Here is a 20,234-nt window from a genome sequence, read left to right on the forward strand (position 1 = left end):
TCTGCCACATTTTCGGATAGAATGTCTCGAGTGATTAGCTCTGACACTCTGGAGACCCGCTCGTATGACAGGATTGGATCCACTTACCTGGGCAGTCGTTCTCATGTTGTTAGGGTGCGCGCTGGTCGTGCTGGAAGTGTTTATCCCCTCGGGGGGCATCTTGGGCATCCTCTCAGGCTTTGCAGTCATAGGGAGCATTGTGTTCGCCTTTCAAAGCGATACCACCTCCGGCCTTCTGTTCATTATTTGCGCACTACTCGCAGTCCCTGCGATCTTGGCGTTGGCATTCAAAGTCTGGCCTCACACTCCGATGGGAAAGGCCTTCTTGGGAGAGCTTCCCAGTGAAGAGGAGGTCAAGTCGATTGACCAACGGCGCGAACTAGTGGGTCGTTTTGGGGTTGCCAAGTCACTGATGCTTCCCTCCGGCGTCGTCCTTGTAGATGGACAAAGGCTTGATGCAATCTCTCAGGGAGATGCCATCGAAGCCGGAGAACCGGTTGTCGTAGTCGAAGTACGCGGCAATCGAGTGCTTGTTCGTCGAGCCGACCCAGACGAAGCCTCGCAGACCCCTGTCGACCAACAGGATGTGATGTCGCGTCCACTAGATGAATTGGGGCTCGAAGAGTTCGACGACCGCCTGGAGTAACACGACGAGAATATTGCCGGGATGAATGTCCAAGGACCAATACACAATTCCCAAATCCAAAAGCTACCTTTTGGTCATTGGCCATTGAACATTGGTCATTTCTTCCCCCGCTCTGACTTGCGTTCACACTCCTCAAGGGGTACAAAGCGGGCAGAGCGGCGACGCCCGTAATCGTATTAATACAGGGATTTTTCCATGAATTGGCACTTATCTACTTTTCTACCGAGCCCATTGGCTCAGGTAGTATCGGCCTTATCTCCAACGGTATGGCTAATCATCGGCTTTATTGGCTTGGTGGTGTTCCTGGTTATGTTTGCCATCTTCGCCCGCTATGCGCGACTGTGGATCCAGTCGGTCAGTACTGGGGCGCGGGTTGGCATTTTTGATCTCTTGCGGATGACTTTTCGCAAAGTGAATCCCACCGTCATTCTGCGCAGCAAGATCATGGCAACCCAGGCCGGTATCACTGAAGAGGAAGGACTCACGACCAAAGCCCTTGAATCTCATTATATGTCTGGTGGAAACGTCCCCTTGGTAATTCGTGCGATGATTGCGGCTCGCAAGGCAAAAATCATCGACCTCGATTTCAAGCGGGCCACTGCCATCGACCTGGCGGGGCGGAACATTCTCGAAGCGGTGCAAACAAGTGTCTATCCCCGCGTGATTGACTGCCCGGGAAGGCAATCGAAACGGCCTACCCTCGACGCAGTTGCCAAGAATGGCATTCAGCTCAAGGTGAAAGCCCGCGTCACCGTGCGGGCGAATCTCAAACAATTAATCGGTGGAGCAGGCGAAGAAACCATCATTGCCCGTGTCGGCGAAGGAATCGTGAGCGCGATCGGGTCGGCAGTGTCTCATGCCGACGTGCTCGAAAATCCGGATCGAATTTCCAAGGCGGTGCTGGCTCGTAAACTCGATTCGCAAACTGCTTTTGAGATCGTGTCGATCGACATCGCCGATATCGACGTGGGAGACAACATCGGTGCCCGCTTGCAAGCCGATCAGGCGGAGGCTGACACGCGAGTCGCTCGCGCCGCTGCAGAAGGCCGCCGGGCGATGGCCGTTTCGCAAGAACAAGAAAACATCGCCATGATCGAAGAGAATCGGGCACACTTGGTCGAAGCCGAAGCTGAGGTCCCCAAAGCAATGGCCGAAGCTTTCCGCAATGGCCGATTGGGAATTCTCGACTACTACAAACTAAAGAACGTGCAAGCGGATACCGACATGCGGGAATCAATCGCCGGCGTTGGCTCAGTTCGTCGAGATTAATCGGAGCAAGGTGTAGGTAAGCACACTGCGCGACTGTGGCCGCAACGTATGTCGATATCTATGTACACAAGACTAACATCGCTAGAAACATGAATCATCTCCCACCATTATTCGCTGCCGGCTGGGGAGAGCTGGTCATTGTGATCATCTTCTTCATGATTTCTGCGCTGGGACAACTTCTCTCTGCAAAGAACAAGGAGGGGAAGCCCCGGCCTCCCCGTCCACAGGGTGATGGGGCACCTCCTAAAGGCCAGGAGATTGCCGAAAACCTCCGTGGCGAAGTAGAAGATTTTCTACGAGAAATGCAGGGCAAACCTCCCAGACCAAAGCAAAAGCAAAAAAAACCCAAGCCCGCTGTCATCAAAGTCCAGCAACCAACCCCGGTTGCGGCTCCCACCAGCCTACGGTCTGAGAGTGTGCGGGAGCATGTCAGGAGGCACATCAGCACTGTCGAAATTGCCCAGCAGACATCGAAACTTGGGGAAGATGTAGGCCTCGCTGATGAACGGTTAGAATCCCATTTACAGCAAACATTCGAGCACAAGCTGGGGGCGTTGGAGCATCAAGTGCGACCAGCCGAGCCGAAACATCAAAATAAGCGAGCCGACGACATCGCCCAATTGCTCCGCAGCCCCGCAGGCATGCGCCAAGCAATCATCGCCAGCGAGATCCTACGCCGGCCCGAGATTTGATGGGTCATGTTTCCATGACACCATCACTTCGATTTGCCATAATGGGTATATGTCTCCACTCCGTTACATCCTTGCTAGTCTCTGGCAATATCGGCGAACCCATCTGGCCGTTGCCCTGGGGGTAGCGGTTGCCACGGCGGTCATCACGGGGGCGCTATTAGTCGGAGACTCGGTGCGCGGAAGTCTTCGCGATCTTACGCTCGCGCGGCTCTCCAATATCGATACTGTGCTCTTGGCAGAGCAGCCATTTCGTGAGGGACTGGCCACTGAGTTGGCTCAACGGAATTCCGCAACCGGTAAAGGGGGATTTCAGGGGTTCGCCCCTCTGCTCTTTGTGCCGGGGAGTCTGTCGGCCACCAAGGACGGTCAAACTAAACAAGCAACGCAACTTTCTATCCTCGGTATAACGGATGCGTTTTGGAAATTGGGTGATGGCGGACCGATTAAGCAGCTCACAGGAGATGACATTGCCATCTCGCAATCGATTGCCGCAGAACTCGGGGCAGCCGTTGGTGACGAAGTGCTACTGCGAGTTTCTTTGCCGAGCAACATCCCAGCGGACAGCACACTTGGCGAAAAAGAAGATTCGACCACTTCGCGTCGATTACGAATTGTCGAGATTCTCAATGAGGGGATCTCGCGATTCGGATTGCAGCCGAGCCAGCTTCAGCCCCGTAATGTGTTTGTCTCGCTTGAGACGATGCAGCGATTACTGGAGCTTCCTGGTCGGGCGAATCTCATCGCCATCGGCGGAGTGGAGCCTACTGAGCCGAGTACTGTCGTCCACCAAGATAATCTGAAAAAGGCTCTGCGGCCGGAGTTGGCAGACTTTGGTTTGCGCGTAACCGAAACCAAGATTGGTGCTCCAACGGCAAGTCACTTCCTGCAGTTGTCGGCGGAGCGGCTTGTGCTTGCTCCGCAGTTGGTTGAGACAGTCCGCAAGCTGTGGCCAGCGGAAGACATACAGCCGGTTGTCACTTACTTGGCCAACACTATCTCGCTCGGTAAGAATCAAATTCCGTACTCGACGGTAACGGGGGTCGATTCTACGGAAGAGTTAGGACCATTACGTGATGCGGACGGAAAGCCAATTGTTCTAGCCGATGATGAAATCGCGCTCAACGATTGGGCCGCTCAAAGGCTTAGTGGTCAGCTTGGCGACAAGATTACGATAACCTACTACGAACCGGAAACCACTCACGGGCGACTGGTCGAAAAGAGTACGCCCCCACTAGCACTCAAGTTCATTGCACCCCTCAAAAACGTCGACGGGGAGTTGACTGCTGCTGCGGATCCCCACTTCACTCCTGAGCTACCCGGCGTGACGGATGAACGCTCGATCAGTGATTGGGATCTGCCGTTCAAGCTCGTTGAAACGATTGAAACCGAGGACGAAACCTACTGGGACGAGTATCGCACCACTCCTAAAGCGTTTGTCTCGTATTCACTTGCCGAAAAACTATGGTCAACACGCTGGGGAACTGTGAGCGCTCTGCGAATTCCGATGGAAAACGACAAACCGACTGTCGTCGAGTTCACGAGCCGGCTTACGGAGGCCATCAATCCAAGTGACTTGGGAATGAAATTACTGCCAGTCAAACAGCAAGGATTGGCTGCCGCACGAGGGACGACTTCTTTTGAGGGACTGTTTCTGGGTTTTAGTTTCTTTCTGATGGCTTCGGCCGTAATGTTGATCGCCCTGCTGTTTCGCTTGGGTGCTGAGAACCGTGCCCGTGAAGTGGGGATTTTGGCTACGACAGGATGGGGGGCGCGCAAGATACGCCACATCTGGCTTAGTGAGGCAGCGATCGTGGCACTGGTGGGGGCTGCGATCGGCGTGCTAGGAGGAATCGTCTACGCCGCAGTGATGGTTCACGGCCTGACGACTTGGTGGGTGGCGGCCACGGTGACGCCGTTCTTGAAGTTGCATGTCTCACCGCAAAGTTTGGCCATAGGATTTGCAATCGGTATCGTCGTTTCACTGATGACAATTGTCTGGTCACTTAGAAAACTCCTGCGGATACCTCCGCGCCAACTCTTGACCGGCGACACCAGCGACCCAAACGACCTCCCTTCACTATTCGCCAAACCACGTCAACCATGGATTCCTCTTATGCTGGTTGCAATCGCAGTAGGTATCGCAGCGGGAGCAATGGCGGGCGGACTCCGCGACGAGGCCCAGGCAGGTGCTTTCTTTGGCAGTGGTGCGCTAGTATTAGCGGGACTGCTAACCTGGCTACGAAGTCGTCTGCGTCAATCGAGTTTTGCAGTCCCCACTTCTCTTTCACTAGCAGGTCTCGCTACCCGCAATGCCCGTCGCAACCCGAGCAGGACAAACCTCGCAATAGGGCTCACGGCAGTGGCAAGTTTTCTGATTGTCGCATTGAGTGCATTTCGGCTCGCGCCGACTGAAAGTGGGACGGGCGGGTTCGACCTAATGGCGACGGCGGATCTGCCGATCTATTTTGATCTCGATACGGCAGCAGGTCGCAAAGAAATTGGCTTCACAGAAGCAGATGAATTGCTATTTAAGAAAACGAAGATCTACTCATTTCGTGTTCACCGTGGTGAGGATGCGAGCTGCCTCAATCTTTATCAAACCACGCAGCCTCGCGTGATTGGTCTTCCAAGGAGTTTTTATGGCGACAATCAGTTTGCCATTACCACACAGGGGAACGCTGACTGGTTATTTCTAGACAAATCGCTTGGCAACGACGATCAAGGCCACCAAATCATTCCTATCCTGCTCGATCAGAACACGGCTACCTACAGTTTACACCTCAGTGGAATTCGTGCGAGACTACAACTCCGCAATGCCGCAAACCAACCAGTCATAGCCGAAGTCGTAGGACTACTTGCCGGAAGCATCCTGCAGGGAAACGTGCTCATGAGCGAGGCGAATTTCCTGCGGCTCTACCCAGACGAAGCAGGGCGAACTCAGTTCTTGATTCGAGCAAGTTCACCCGAGAGCGTTGAAGAACTTGCTGCGCTGCTAGAGACCCGACTCGTGGATTTCGGCTTCGACGCAATCAGTACCCGCGATCGGCTGGCCGAATTCTTGGCGGTGCAAAACACATATCTGTCCACATTCCAGTCGCTTGGGGCGCTCGGCCTCTTGTTGGGAACGGTCGGCCTGGCGATTGCGCAACTGCGAAGTGCACTGGAACGACGTGGCGAACTGGCAATCATGCGTTGTGCTGGCTTTAGAAGAAAACGCCTCTCAGAAATGCTCCTGGGGGAAAACATTACGCTCTTAATCGCAGGCTTGGGATGCGGCTGTCTGGCCGCCCTCGTGGCCACCCTCCCCCACTGGGTTTTGCGGCAGGCTAGTGTGCCGTGGGAGACGCTCGCGATTTTGTTGGGTGCGGTGGCAGTTTCTGGAATTGCTGCGGGTTGGATGGCGGTGAGAGCGGCGGTTCGAGTGCCGCTCTTACCAGCGCTACGGGGGGATTAGAGGAGAAGCCAAGATTCGAGTGCCAAGGAAGTGCTATTTCTGGCTCTGGACTCTCCGCACTTGACTCTCGACACTTTCCCCGCGACTAGCATATCGCAGGTGCTTAGTTTACAGTTAATTTAGTTTCACTCACCCCCATCGATTCTTCCCCCGCCTGTTGCTATGAATCTCTTGTTTGTGATCGCCTCGTTTGCCGTCACCATTCTGGCCTGGGGGATTTATGGTCCCGTACTCCATTGGGGGCAGCATGGCATGTCGACAGTCGGCGGAATGGCCTCGTTGCGTCCGTTTATCTGCGTTGGTCTGGCATATTTCGGCATTGGCGTGGCCGTGCCGGCGGTGTTGCTTAAGCTGCGCGGAGAGGCGGGAGAATGGACGATCACTGGAGTACTATTCAGCCTTGCAGGGGGTGCTCTTGGCGCCATCGGCGCCCTGGGAATTATCCTCGCATTCTACCTCGGCGGAAAACCGGTTTATGTGATGCCTCTGGTGTTTGGCGGGGCGCCGGTTGTGAACGCCTTTCTTACGATCTATCTCGCCGGCAAGATGAAAGAGATCGGCCCGATCTTCATTGCCGGCATGATCATGGTGCTCTTGGGCGCTACTACCGTGCTGGTGGCGAAACCGAATCCGCCGATAGTTGAGAAACCCGCGCCACCCGCTGAGAGTGTAGAACCAGCGCAAGCTGAAGAAGTGGCACCAGACGAGAGTCACACCTTTCGCGACTGGGTACTGCGAGTCGCAGCGGTTGCTTTGGTGATCTGTTGCTGGGGAGCCTATGGCCCGGTGCTGCACATTGGCCAGGCGGCAATGCACCATAGTCGCCTGCGCCCGTTGATCTGTGTGGGGCTGGCGTACTTTGCCATCGCGGTGATCGTGGGAAATCTGTGGCTAGCTGCCACGGGTGAGGCCAGCCGATACAATTTCCTCGGCACGATGTGGAGCCTCGCTGGCGGTGCCGCGGGGGCGATTGGCGCTTTAGGCATTATTATGGCGTTCAACTTCGGCGGAAAACCAGTCTATGTGATGCCACTGGTTTTTGGTGGTGCCCCGGTTGTAAACACGCTCTTTACCATCGCCGCGGGAGGATTGTGGGACAAGATCAATGCCCTGTTCGTCGCGGGGCTAATGCTGGTGATCGCCGGCGCGGCGATTGTTCTGGTGTTCGCTCCCCGGGGTGGTCCACCTCCTAAAGAAAGAGTCGTTCCGATAGAACCCGTTCTGGATTCACCCCCCGAGTGAACGCCGGGGGATTGCAATCACCCGGCGTTGACCTTTAGTTTCACTTCCCTAATTGCTCCGCAAGTTCCTTAGCATTGTAGATGCTTTTCAGTGCTTCGCGGATGCCACTGGAGTGAACAGAAACGGCGCGCGATACCTCATCGTCATACAAATAGTCGGCTGTGAGGCTCTGGATGTTGCCGTCGAAAATGATACCGACGAACTCACCTGCTCGATTAACCACAGGGCTGCCTGAGTTGCCACCAATGATGTCGGCAGTCGACACAAAGTTCAGCGGTGTCTCCAGATCGATGCGACTCTCTGACTCGTTCCAGGAAGGAGGCAACTTCCAAGGTTCTTTTGCCTCGTGGGCTGCCTGATGGGCGAAAGCTCCGGCAAATGTAGTCCACGGGGGTACTTCACGGCCATCTTCCTCGTAGCCTTTCACGACACCAAACGACAAACGCAACGTGAACGTCGCATCCGGGTAACCAGAGGTCCCTTCGACAGCCACGCGGGCATCCTCGATTTGGGAATACGCCTGACGTTCGATTTCTTCAAGGGCTTCTTTCCGTTTGCGAATCTTACGATACTCCGCTTCAAGACTGCGGAAGAACTGGATCATCGGATCGGTGGAAGCCTCGATCGCCGCCACACCACCCTCAACCAACTCCCGCCGCACATCAACCTTGTTGAGTTGGGAGCCACCAATCAATTTGGCAGCACGCTCGAACGGATTCTTCCCGTTGAGTGCCTTGATCACCAGCGGATCATCCCCGCCGCGTTGCTCAACGAACATCGACAGCATCGTCGACAGCTTGGCGACTTCCAGATCGTCGTAGATCGTCGCGGGCGAAAATAATTCATGCTCCAATGATTCGCGGCCCGAATCGCTGAATTCTCGCAACCGATCCTCACTCGGCTTCTGATCCTCCGCGGCCTTCAACACGAGTTCCTTGGCGATTTCGTAGTAGCGCTCCCGGAAATCCACTCCACCATTGAGTAGTTCAATCTTCTCTGGTTGTACCTCGGACACCTTTTTCCAAGCCTCGGCAAAGTGTTTGAGGTCGAGATTGGCATTCACTTTGACCAGGAGGGCATCTTCCTGAGTCGCTTTTTCGGCGATGAATTGCGGATCTTGCAGCCCGACGAGCATCCCCGTAATTGCCTTGCGGCTGTTTTGGATGCCAAACAGTTCATCCTGACCGCGCCGCTGGTGCTCGGGGCTTTGATAGGCGAACTGCTGGATGGCAACCTCCATGCGACACAGGTAATCCAGATAAAAAGGAAGCGAGTGATCGCGTAATGTCTTGAGCGCCTCCGTAGTCAGCCCGCGATCGGTGCGCGCCGGGTTTCCAGAGACGAACACTACCTCACCGTCCCCGGCACCATGCTCCGACCACTTCAGGAAGTGCTCGATCTTGGCCGGCTTGCCATCTTCGTAGACACGAAAAATCGTGACATCCATGTTGTAGCGCGGAAATTCAAAGTTATCCATGTCCCCGCCAAAAAATGCGGCCGTACTTTCGGGTGCCCATACCAACCGCACGTCCGTGTATTTCTTGTAGCGATAGAGATGATACTTCGCCCCACCAAACAAGGTGATCACATCGCTCCGCAGCCCCGTCTTGTCAAGCGACTCTTGTTCAATGACAGCCATCGCTGCTCGACGGGCTTGGTGCGATGCTTCAGGATCGAGATCGCTGGCGACAGCCGCGTTGATCCGCTCGGTCACGTCTTCGATCGAGACGAGTTGATTGAGCTCCAAGTCTGGAGCCTTGATCTCGTGCTCCATCCCATTAGCGAGAAAACCATTCTCGTAGTAATTAAACTCGGGGGTAGAGAGCTTGTGCAGCGTATCAGCCGCGACGTGGTGATTGGTCAGCACCAACCCATTACTAGAGACGAACGACGCCGACCCCCCCGAGCTGAATCGAACACTGGAGAGCATGATGTGGTCGGCCCACTCCTGCGTGGGCTCAAAATTGTATTCTTGCTTGAGAATCTCACGCGGCAGATCGTTGAACAACCACATCCCCTCATCTGCTAGCATCAGTGAGGTGAAAAAGAGCCAAATCAGGCAGGAGAAATAGCAGTGCGAACCAAGGGGTCTGGACATCGGAATTCCTCGTTGGTGAATAAGATCAATGTTGGCCGAATCTCCGACTCGGAGAGTCAGTCAAAGGTGGACAGAATGGTAACACATTCTGTCCGGTTTGCCCAAATGGAGCCAATCCAACTTAGTAGAGAGCGGCATCAGAATGAAGCCGGCAAGAAAAAACGCAGGCGCGGACGATTGTCTCGCCCGCGCCTGCTAGCCCCCCTGGGTGTCTCAATTAATGCGGTAGCCTTTTGGGCCAAAGCACTGCTGTCATGTTGCGATTACTGGGGCTGATTAAAATGAAACACCGTGATTTGACAAAGGACTTATCGACCTAGCGGGATTCCGGCTTTGGCAAAGTTTGCCGGATATACAGAATTTGCCGGGAAGCTTATTTCCCGATGGCAGGCATCGCTAGCAGTCGACCCCGACAGCACCCTAGATGACTTTTTACAGAATTCGACTCACAAACTTTGACGATTGCGCCGATTTTGAGGAGTAGCGGGGTCGGCGTGCGCCGGCATGGTTCCCGTAGGTTGTAGTTACGCATTGTGCGAAAGGGAGTTGGCCGTGTCACGAGTCTCATCAATCTCTGAATGGCTGTTACGCCAATCGTTTATCTGGGGCGGCCTCGCCTGTCTCACCTTTTACGCGCTGGTGGTGGGTGGAAGTGAGCCCGGCTCTACCATCCAGCGTTACTTCGCTGGTCACTGGATTAACTATACAACCACCACGATCTTCTTCGTGGGTCTGGCAGCGTTGACAATTAAGATGCTAGGCCTGATGGTGCAGTTCGCCACCTTGGACAATATCAAACTACCTCCCGCAGGTGTGCAAGGGCAAACCGTCGGTGATGCCCCCGAGCTACTGGCCGGACTTGCAAAACTCTCGTCGGCCTTGCAAAACTGCTATCTCGCGGAAAGACTCCGCAATGCCTTGGAATACGTCCAGCAAAAAGGCTCGGCGGACACGCTTGAATCGCACCTCCATCACCTGGAAGATGCTGACGCAACACGTTCTCATCAAAGTTACTCGATGGTGCGTATAATCTTTTCGACCATTCCGATCCTCGGCTTTTTAGGAACCGTGATCGGAATCACGATGGCCATCGCTAAGCTCGATCTCTCAGCCGACGCGATGGATGAATCGCTCCCGGCCGTGGTGGCCGGCTTAAGCGTGGCGTTCGATACGACCGCCTTGTCGCTGGTACTATCCACGGTGCTCCTGTTCGTAAAATTCTGTGTTGAAAAGGTTGAGAACCGCTTGCTCAGCTCAGTGGATACGAGCGCAGCCAAACAACTTGTCGGCCGCTTCCAGCAACTTGGAACAGAAAACGATCCTCATCTGGCCTCGATCCGGCGAATGTCTGAACAACTACTCTCCGTGGTGCAAACCAGTGCCGAGAAACAAAGCGAGTTGCTCCAGGCCTCGCTCGATCAGACCGGCAGCCGTTGGTCAGAGATGTTCGACGGCACCGCTTCGACACTCAATCGCGTCATGGCTGGTGCAGCAGCGAGCTTGGAAGAATCGTTCGCCGCCGCCGCGACCACCCTGGACGAAGCCCTCTCCGGGGCCGTCGTTGAGGGACTCTCCCGCCATGCCAAGGCGCTCAACCAGGGAGTCGAGCAACACGCCAAGAATATGGAAGAGACTCTCGTGCGGCACGCAGTGCTACTCAACGAAGGACTCGACCACCATGCCACGGCACTAGCCCAAGCCGAGTCGGTCGTAGCCGTGGAAAATCGTCGCCATCTGGCCGAGGTAGAAGCGGCCGTCGGCGAAGCGATGCTTGTGGCTTCCAGCCGCCAGGAAAAACTGATATCCAAGAGCGAGCAGATCCTGCACGAGATGCAAACTGCCCTGGTCGACTCGGCCAGCGCTACGGTTGCTCAACAGGAGCAACTCTATCGCCAGGGAGAGGTCTTGCTGCGACTTGTCGAAGGGACCAACCAGATCAAGCAACTCGAAGATTCGCTCAACGGAAACCTTCGTGCTCTTGCAGAAACGCACAATTTTGAGCAAACGATCTCGGGCCTGTCGGCAATCCTACAATTGCTCGGGGCACACCTGGGCAAGACCCTTGTCAATGGCGACCACCTCGAGATGACACCTCTTCGCACGCAGAATAAGGCAGCATGAGCAATCGCAGCGTCAGCGAGAACTCCGATTCGATTAGCTTGTTCCCTTTTTTAGCCGTGCTGCTTTGCACGATGGGGGCATTGCTTGTGTTGTTGGTTGTTTTGGTCCAACGCGCTACCCGTGAAGGGTTGGTCGCCCAAATGAGTCAACTTACGCTCATTTCGGAAACCCAGCCGACTGCGGAGAATCACGACCAAACAAAGCAACTCCAAGAGGAGCTTGCAGAGGTCGCTGCCTATCAACAGCAGCTTGCCAATCTCCGTGACGAAGCGAACAAACGTCTCGAGACCGAACAACTTCGCCTCAGTCATTCTGAGGAGCATGCTCGGCGGCTGGAAGAAGAGCTCGCCAGACTGGCAATCGCTGCTGCCCAGCTCAAGCAGACCGAGGAAAACCAATCTGTCGATCAAGAACAAGCTGAGCGTGAGGTGGCGCGTCTCGAGAAACTGGTAGCCGATACCCAGCAGCAAGTCGAAGAACTGCGAGCCCAGAGCGGAGGCAAGCATTCCTTTGCGATCGTCCCCTATAAGGGTCCTAACGGCACTTATCGCAGGCCGATCTATATCGAATGCAGCAGCGAAGGGATCACACTGCATCCCGAAGGAGTCCGTCTCACTGCCGATGACTTTATTGCCCCCAACTGGCCAGGCAACCCTCTGGCGGCGGCCCTGCGTGCCTCGCGCGAATATCTCAACAACAAAGCTGCCAAAGGGGGAGACTATGCTCCGCCAGACCCGTATCCTCTGATGATTATTCGCCCCGACGGGATCAAGCAATATGCCCTAGCCCGGGCGGCAATAACCTCGTGGGATTCTGACTACGGTTACGAATTCATCGACGAGGATATGAAACTCACATTCCCCGAGGCCGCTGATCCGCAACTGGCTCGTGCCCAACAACACGCCGTGATCATCGCGCGAGATCGGCTCTTGCAATTGGCACAGGCCGCACCGAGTCGCTTTCGCGGCATGGGATTGGGAGGGGGCATGACATCAGCCTCTGGCGATGGGGACGTCCCCGGCGGTCGTGGCTACGGCAGCACCGGTTCCACGAGTAACGACTCTGATCGCTATCTAGCTGGAAATCAAGACGGTGAAGGCGGTTCCGAAAATTCCGGGAACACCCGCGGACAAACTGATTCCAATCAGCAGCGGAGACCAGGGGAATTGCAGGGTCAAGAGGGTGACCTGGCAGGCACACCCGGAACCCCTAATCCCGACGGGGCATCTGCTTCAGCAGATGGCGAAGCAAGCGGAAGCGAAGGAAACAGCGAAGGTGGAAGCTCACAACAAGTAAGTACCGACAAAAACCTGGTCGGCTCCCGCTACTCCCAACAGTCCACCGGCGAGCCTGGTTCAGCAGGCGGCAGCTCCAAGCAAGCAAACTCCAATGCACCCAATCAACAAGCAAGTGGAGCGTCTTCAGGTGGTGCAAGCCAACAGTCATCCAGCGACGGCACGCCAACCATGAGCTTCTCCAACAAACCAAGCGAGTCGATCGCAGCCTCAAAGGGTGCTAATTGGGCCGTCGAACGCGCAAACCAACATTCCGTGCCGATACGACGCTCGATCCGTGTGGTCGTTCGTGAAAACCAGATGGCAATTCTACCCACAAAGAACGCCTCGCGAGGAAAGGAGTTCACCGGTCAAATTATTTCGCTCGATCAGCCGGTGGATAAAATCTCCCAGGAATTTGTCGCAGCACTCCGGGATCGAATCGAAGAATGGGGACTCGCGGGCAGCGGGATGTATTGGCGGCCCGTGTTGGAACTCAACGTCGGCCCCGATGCCCAACTTACGGCCACGCGGGTAGCAAACCTTCTACAAGATAGCGGTGTAGACCTTCAACTCCCTGAGACTGCGGAAAACCCAGTCACTCCGACTCCGCGAGAGGGGGTGTTACGATGAGCAGACGCCAGATCGAACAAGAAGATTCGTCCCAGGATTCATTCCTCGACATTGTTGCCAATCTCGTGGGGGTGATCATTATCCTAGTTATGCTCGTCGGCGCGAAAGCAACTCACGATGCCCTTCACGGTATAAAGCCAGAAACACTCCCCGAAATCGTCGCCGTCGAGACGGGACCAAATGAAGAAGAACTTTTGGCCCAACTGAAGCAGGCTCGCGCAAGTACCTTTCAAGCTCGACAGGAAGTTGAGAGGTTGGCAACACGATTGATTCAAATCAAACAAGAGGCAGCCGACTTTGACGCCGAGCGGGTCAATCTGGCCATGCACCGTAGTGTCATCGAAGAGGATTTGGCCCGACGGAGAGAGCTTCTCGATGCCGATCACCAACAGCAATTCGACGTGCAAAAGAGAATTGCCGAATACCAACTCACGCTCGATGCGCTGACCAAGGAACAATTAGGTCTGCTCACGGGTCCCGAGACGGTGGAGGAACTCGAAAGCGTTCCCACGCCATTGGCTAGAGAGGTAGACGGTAATGCGATCCATCTCCGGCTTAAAAAGGGCCTCGTTTCGATTGTTCCTTTCGATGAACTTTTAGGCGAAGTCCAAAACCATGTGGACGATATTCGCCGTCGTCTTCAGGCGAGCGATCATGTAGTCGACACCTTTGGCCCTATCGATGGCTATCGCATCCGCATGACGGTCAGCCGCGCGCAAGACCCCTCATCCCTTGGAGGACCCCGCGCTGGACATATCCAACGGATCATTTTCGATCAATATGCCGAAGTGCTGCCAACCTCCGAAGGCATCGGCCAGGATGTGGAGCAGGCCCTCATGCCCGGCGGCTCCCTTTATACTTACTTGCAGCAACATCGACGAACTTCTCCTTCAGTGGTCGTTTGGCTCTACACGGACAGCTTCGATGATTTTCGTCTACTGAAACGCACTCTCTGGGAAATGGGTTATTCACTGGCCACCCGCCCGATGCTCCCCGGCTCAAACATCGGCGCATCCCCCCACGGCACAAAAGCCGCAGCGCAATAGAAACCCGTTTAACCGCAACCCGCAGGAATGCTCCCCTTGTTAGCCGCGACGCGCCCGGCGAGTCAAACGAGCCAGAGCGAAGCGCGTCCTCTCTCAAACCCCACGCAGGTCTTCCCAAGAGATATCGTTTCGTGTATGCAGTCGACCACCTGCTTCATCGATATCGGGATAAGTCTCTGCCAACCGGGCGCCGAGGTACAAAGCCTGCAACTCACTCCCCTCTCGAATCAAATAAGTGTCGGCGACCGCCGTCTGGAAGTTGGCTAAGGTCGGGCACGACTCTTTGAATGCTTCCAACAAAGCTGAATCGTGTTGATCGCTTGGAGTAATCAACATCGTTCGGCGTCGATAACCACACTTAAGCGGGCTCCCCTCAAGGAGTGTCAAAGCACTTTCAGCTAAGAAGGGAGGATTGGCTATTGAAATACTCTCTGTCATCTCACATACATGCTGAGCAAGCAGCTTAGCTAATTCCTGCGACAGCTCATGCTCTGGAACACTCTTGCTCTGGAAAAGTAAGCAGAACTTATCGATAATTTGACTGCTCGCCGACGCGACGTCAGCGCTATCGATCATGGCTTGATCGGCATGATGCGGCAATCCGTTGCATTCGAAAAACTGCAAGAAAGCTTTAGCAATGCTTTGAATGTTGTCAGTACGAATCTTGTTCTGGGTAGAAGACTCAGAGTCCTCAATGGCGTCATTACTTCTTGCCACTATCCGGGGAAAATGCGCCAGGACCGCATGTGCAAATTGAGAATTCGCATATTGTTCGAAACACTTCGCATCGCCATCCGATTCATCGGCTATTTGCTCTTGCCAGCTTGCCGTAATGGCTGCTGTTAGCTGTTGTTGATGAATGGAACGAAATGAGTTCGCCAGATGGTCCACATTGACGCAACTAAAGGTCCGCAATGACGTTTGATCTGCTGAGTCCTCTCTCACCGAGCGAAGTGCATCAACTACTGGAGCAATACTCCCATCCGCTTCCAAAAGTAAATACTCCGCCATCGACTGCAGAGTTAAGTCGTAAACTTCCCTGTCGCCACGCATTGGAATTGCAACCGTGTAGATCTCATCAAAGGGTCGCTGCGGCAACTCAAATCGGGAAGCAAGACCCGGCGGAGGGCACTCTCCACAGTTGCCACGAAGCTGAGAATGATTAATCTCTGTGAGCAACGAATACATATTGGCAGCGGCAAGTGACTCAGCACTGCCGTTATGAAAGGTGGTTCCTAACACGCCGTGTATCACTACTTCTTGCGAAAACTCCTGGCAAACCGATCTAACCCCCTGCGCAAGATCAATCACCGTACCACCACCAGTCCCACCACTCATCCCCACGAGCAATACGACGCGAATTGGCCGAGGCTTGTTTTCAGAGCCATGATCATTCATTGCCAGCCAATGCAGTCGGTTTTGCAAAGCGGAAAATACCGCTTCGGCATGATCGACAATTGCTATTCGTCCCAGCGGTCGAAAACCACGCGTTTGCAATGATCGTGGGATGTTATAGAGCCAACGACGACTCACCCATTTCAACAAGTCCTGCGATTCTTCTCGATACTCATTGGGTCGACGCAATGGAATATGAAGTTTTTCATCGCTCGACAGCGAATCGTGACATTCACCATCGGAGGTAGATTTCAAGGCGTCTCGTTCTGTATCGATCGCTAGCCAAGCTCTTGAAGACTCCGTCTCTGGATCATGGGAATTGGCACGTGAGCGAATTGCCCTAAGCATCGTGATGCCCATGCCTCCAACACCGATGTATAACGTCGGACAGGATTCGGTTGACGTTGTTCGATCACAATCGGGAGTTTCGATATCCTCAATCGTGGATTCGACACGGGGAAACCTTTTAGGAAGAGCTTTTAACTGAGGTCGTTCAACTGTCTTCTCCGAGAGATCACAAGTCTTTGTAATATCTGAAAGCACTTGCGTCGCAGCTGTGACAACTGAAACCTCGGCGTGCTTCGTCTCAGATAAGTCGAGTGATTTGGTATCTTCACTTGCCACCGAGGAACTGTGCTGCGAACTCTCATGGTTGCTTGAGTTCGTACTGCCGACATTATTGGACTTCCCAGCAGAGCGCAGTGCAGATACGAAATCGCGGCAACTGGAGTATCTCGCCGTTGGTTGTTTTTCCAGAGCTCTTCCGACTATCCGCTGATCCGCTTCGCTGAGTTGACACAGATTCGGCTCAGACAGTGTGTGTTGCTTTGCCAATTGCGCTGGTGTTCGACCAGGAAACGGGAGTGAGCCCGTTAGCATATGCTGATAAACGATAGCCAGGCTGTATTGATCACTGAACGCGGAAGGATTGTCGTCGTAAATCTCAGGAGCAGAATAGAGGGGCGTCATCCCACCCATCATCGAATTGATCGTTTTCGAGGCTAATTCCTTCACGAGGCCAAAATCGGCCACCTTGACGTGATCCCCCACTACCAAAAGGTTTTCTGGCTTGATATCGAGGTGCTGAAGGGAGTGTTGATCGACAAGGCAATCCAGTGCATCAGCAGCATCCCACAGATAGGCGATCAGTTGTTCGCGTGGGATCCCCTGGTGGCCTTCAGAGAGATAACTCTGAAAGCTGTCATTGAGGCTCATGTCAGCCAGTTCGGTGACTATTACCAGTCGATGGTTAACGATTTCAAATCGTTCGACCGAAAGCACAAACGGGTGGCGAACACTCTTGATGCGTTCAAGAGACTTAAGTTCTCTCTCTGCCATACCTTCATCGCAGTGTCCAAAAACAACCTTGATTGCTTTCTCGACACCACCGGGCGCAATTGCTTTCCACACTTCTCCATAACCGCCGGCTCCAAGGCGATCGATGATGGAGTAGCCAGATGGGAGTTCAATGCTTTCTGCGATTGTGGATGACATGATTGTGAGTACGTCTTGATTAGAACGGGGTCTAACTAGACCAGTGCGACAACAGCATTCGCGCTAGCAACCTCAATAGAGTTCGAGGCATTGCTTACAAGCAAGTTTAAACCGAGATCATGACTCGCTTGACAATCTTCTTCTGGCAGTCCATAGGGCAGCACCAACTCGATCTCAGCTGCTTCGCAAATCGAAATCAAATTTTTCAGTTGCGTCAGCCGTCGTGGATGCGATGAAATACCACGGGCCAATGACGCTTCAAGCACCAAGAACTCAGGAGAAGCAAGCTCCATGTCGCCGATGCACGCGGCTCCTCCGGAAAATCGGTCAAATGCCAAATCTGCTCCCAGTGCTTTCAGCTCTGCGCAAAGTGACAAAGTTGCAGGAGATTGAACTGCCAATTCCCAGGGGAGTATGATTCCTAGCGATTGGCTTCCAGTTAAACACTCGCTCGCCTGAATTAACGCGTCGCATAATCTGCTGTCGACGCATGACTGCAGTTCCACTGCCATCAGAATTGAATCTGAAGAGGCGATTTCTCCCGCATTTTCCGCAGTCAGCTGCCATGCCATCTGCTGTATGCGAGAGGCCGTGGAATAAATATCCTGAGCATCAGTAGCGCGTAGTCTCACAGCCAAGGGCCGATCGATTGAAACTATCGTGGACTGTTCGGATCCCGATTGGCAATCGATGATACTGGTTCGTTTCAGAGGTATGGCCTGCCACAGCAGGGCCTCTGCTAGTTCGCGAGAAGCTTTGATTTCACTTGAGCACTCATGCTGGGGATCGATTATCTCGCGTTGAGGATCACTTTTCTGCCTGTCCCCTAGTGGCTGGGTGACCATTCGCTCCAGATTTCCATTTGTGGGACATAGGAATGTGAGCTTCGTCTCCGCAATACTTACTATATCTCCATCCTCAAGGGATGCTGCGGAGATGGGTTGGCCGTTGATCGCAGTTCCGTTTGTGCTATTTAGGTCGCGCAGCACATATCCAGTAGAAGTTTTGGTCAGTTCTGCATGCTCGCGTGAGATGCTCTCTAATCTGATCTGCAACTGGGCGGTATCGCCACGTCCGATGATGAACGGATATTCTTCGATAACAACCGTTCTGAGAGTAGGGCTGTTCACCGGGTAATACTCGAGCCGCGGCTGAGTGTCATTCTCATTGCGCAAGGTTGGTGTCACTGAAATTACGCCTCAAGTCGAGTGAAAATAGTTCCAGGAGAAGAACCGTTGTGCTGAGCCAAAAGCTTTTTAAGTCTCTCGGCAGTTCAAAACGGACCGACTCATGGTTTGACAGAAAAGTTATTCGTTCATCAGAAGCCTAGCTTATCGTCTGTCTAGAGATGGGCATCTTTGCTCCACATTTTGTGAGAAAAAATGCTAAGGTTCTTTTGAGAGAAGTTGTAATCCGTCATGCCCTTTTTTCAGCGAGGCTTATGTGACTTCCAGTACAACCCCATTTCCCATTAAGATCGTTTCGACTGATAGGACCGCCCTACGAGAGCTCTCTTGGGCCTTGTCTTCCTTTGGCTATCAAGTCGACTCGTCCTCCGACTGGAATGAGAATGCTGCCTGGCAGCAGGTCGATACTCCTTCGCTGCTGATACTAGACGCACGCGATGAGGACCAGACAAGAGTAGCATTGGCTTCGCAACGTGCAACTCCGTTCGTCTACAGGATCGCATTGTATGATGCGAACTCCTCGGCCAAGTCAAATCGACTGCTGGAATCAGGTGCCGATGACTTGGTGCGCTTTCCCGTCAACATTGGCGAGCTGCTTTCTCGCATCAAGAGTGGTGCCCGCCGTTTGGAATTCGAACGACGACTTGGCACTACCATCGGCTTTGACAAACACTCCAGAATTACTAACCAGAGGCGATTTATTCGACAACTGGAGCGGCAATTACGTGACACCCTCGACACTAAGGACGGCGTGCTCATCGTTCTGGGAATTGACAGCTTAGATAGTCTGCGGTCGCAAAATGGCAACTTTGCCGTAGCGGAAGCTACCACAATCTTGGCTCAATGTCTGGGTGAAGAACTCACCGATGAAGATTGTTGTGGTGTAGTTGACGAGGGAGTTTTCGCAGTTCTGCTGCAAGGATCCTCCGTTAGCGAAGGACTGGAGTGGGCGGAGGACATCTCCAGCAAATTTACTGGACAAGCTCCCGCTACCGAGGGAGGTCGCGCCCGACATACCATCTCTGGAGTCGTTCTCAACTGGCCGACTGGAAACACAGCCAGCCATGAGGTTCAGCGCGGAGTTACAATCCTCGGGCAGGTGAGGAGTTTCGGAGGAGATCTCATCCTGGATGGAAACGAAGTGGAACAGATCCATTCAGACTGGAAACAAAAGTTCCCCCCCTATCATGAAGTATTTGCTCACCATGTGATGGAGGCACTCCCTCTGGTGCTGCCAATCAATGGCGAAAATTCTATCGACCGAGAAAGCCTAGGAATTTACGCCTTTGCCTCAGGCCAAAACCTACCACCTTGCATTCCTGTGGTGGATGAGAAAGGACTCTTTCTGGGTGTGATCGAATCAAACTCATTTCGACAATGTGGAAACGATGTGTTCGACTCAATCGAGGAACATCTCATTCCGGTGTCGGAAACGATAAAAGGCGACGTACGCCTGGACGCAATCATCAGCACCATGGCATCGAATCAGAAGGATTACCTGGTGGTTGTAGAGGACAGCAAACCGATTGGATTTATAACCTACGAGAACATAGTCGCAATGGCTGTCGATCCAATTGGCGGAGAAGAAGACTCTCAGCCCGTGCTAGTCGACGCTGGAATGAACTCCTTGGTAATTCCACTTAGCTAAGCGATGTACTGATTCTCAACAAGGCCTTCGGCTAC

General features: G+C 53.8%; 12 protein-coding genes. 9 read left to right on the plus strand and 3 right to left on the minus strand.

Going from position 1 to position 20,234, the window contains the following annotated elements; all coding sequences use genetic code 11:
- Nucleotides 1-64 precede the first annotated feature (64 nt).
- The 5 genes from Pla144_RS20645 to Pla144_RS20665 all read left to right on the plus strand — a co-directional run bounded on the left by Pla144_RS20645 (nucleotide 65) and on the right by Pla144_RS20665 (nucleotide 7,303).
- Nucleotides 65-646 (plus strand): NfeD family protein, encoded by a 582-nt coding sequence (locus tag Pla144_RS20645; RefSeq protein WP_146452620.1) that lies wholly within the window; start codon nucleotides 65-67, stop codon nucleotides 644-646.
- 195 nt (nucleotides 647-841) lie between these two features.
- Entirely contained in the window at nucleotides 842-1,915 is a 1,074-nt protein-coding gene (floA, locus tag Pla144_RS20650) for a flotillin-like protein FloA (RefSeq protein ID WP_146452621.1), read from the plus strand.
- 89 nt (nucleotides 1,916-2,004) lie between these two features.
- Nucleotides 2,005-2,607 (plus strand): hypothetical protein, encoded by a 603-nt coding sequence (locus Pla144_RS20655; RefSeq protein ID WP_146452622.1) that lies wholly within the window; start codon nucleotides 2,005-2,007, stop codon nucleotides 2,605-2,607.
- A gap of 49 nt (nucleotides 2,608-2,656) precedes the next feature.
- Nucleotides 2,657-6,061: an ABC transporter permease gene (locus tag Pla144_RS20660; RefSeq protein WP_146452623.1), complete on the plus strand. Its 3,405-nt coding sequence runs from the start codon at nucleotides 2,657-2,659 to the stop codon at nucleotides 6,059-6,061.
- Between the two features lie 162 nt (nucleotides 6,062-6,223).
- The gene (locus tag Pla144_RS20665; protein WP_146452624.1) at nucleotides 6,224-7,303 is read left to right on the plus strand and encodes a hypothetical protein; all 1,080 of its coding nucleotides are present in this window, start codon (nucleotides 6,224-6,226) and stop codon (nucleotides 7,301-7,303) included.
- A gap of 40 nt (nucleotides 7,304-7,343) precedes the next feature.
- Here the strand turns inward: Pla144_RS20665 and Pla144_RS20670 are convergent, their stop codons facing one another.
- Entirely contained in the window at nucleotides 7,344-9,401 is a 2,058-nt protein-coding gene (locus Pla144_RS20670) for a S46 family peptidase (protein ID WP_231936471.1), read from the minus strand.
- A 552-nt stretch (nucleotides 9,402-9,953) separates the two neighbouring features.
- Here Pla144_RS20670 and Pla144_RS20675 point away from each other — a divergent pair.
- Genes Pla144_RS20675 through Pla144_RS20685 form a run of 3 tightly spaced genes read left to right on the plus strand, consistent with a single transcriptional unit; the run spans nucleotide 9,954 to nucleotide 14,475 of the window.
- On the plus strand, nucleotides 9,954-11,522 hold the full coding sequence (locus Pla144_RS20675) for a MotA/TolQ/ExbB proton channel family protein (protein ID WP_197530880.1): 1,569 nt from the start codon (nucleotides 9,954-9,956) through the stop codon (nucleotides 11,520-11,522).
- Nucleotides 11,519-13,429: a hypothetical protein gene (locus Pla144_RS20680; RefSeq protein ID WP_146452626.1), complete on the plus strand. Its 1,911-nt coding sequence runs from the start codon at nucleotides 11,519-11,521 to the stop codon at nucleotides 13,427-13,429. The genes Pla144_RS20675 and Pla144_RS20680 overlap by 4 nt, the downstream gene beginning before the upstream one ends.
- Nucleotides 13,426-14,475: a hypothetical protein gene (locus Pla144_RS20685; RefSeq protein ID WP_146452627.1), complete on the plus strand. Its 1,050-nt coding sequence runs from the start codon at nucleotides 13,426-13,428 to the stop codon at nucleotides 14,473-14,475. The genes Pla144_RS20680 and Pla144_RS20685 overlap by 4 nt, the downstream gene beginning before the upstream one ends.
- 93 nt (nucleotides 14,476-14,568) lie before the next feature.
- Here Pla144_RS20685 and Pla144_RS20690 read toward each other — a convergent pair whose 3' ends face one another.
- A complete protein-coding gene (locus Pla144_RS20690; protein WP_146452628.1) occupies nucleotides 14,569-17,364 on the minus strand; it encodes a protein kinase domain-containing protein in 2,796 nt (931 codons plus the stop codon).
- A 35-nt stretch (nucleotides 17,365-17,399) separates the two neighbouring features.
- On the minus strand, nucleotides 17,400-18,551 hold the full coding sequence (locus Pla144_RS20695; protein WP_146452629.1) for an FHA domain-containing protein: 1,152 nt from the start codon (nucleotides 18,549-18,551) through the stop codon (nucleotides 17,400-17,402).
- Nucleotides 18,552-18,807: 256 nt separating this feature from the next.
- Here Pla144_RS20695 and Pla144_RS20700 point away from each other — a divergent pair, with 256 nt between their 5' ends.
- Nucleotides 18,808-20,199, plus strand: a complete 1,392-nt coding sequence (locus Pla144_RS20700; RefSeq protein WP_146452630.1) for a diguanylate cyclase domain-containing protein — start codon at nucleotides 18,808-18,810, stop codon at nucleotides 20,197-20,199.
- The last annotated feature ends 35 nt before the right edge of the window (nucleotides 20,200-20,234 follow it).

The sequence above is a fragment of the Bythopirellula polymerisocia genome, from assembly GCF_007860015.1.
GTDB lineage: Bacteria > Planctomycetota > Planctomycetia > Pirellulales > Lacipirellulaceae > Bythopirellula > Bythopirellula polymerisocia.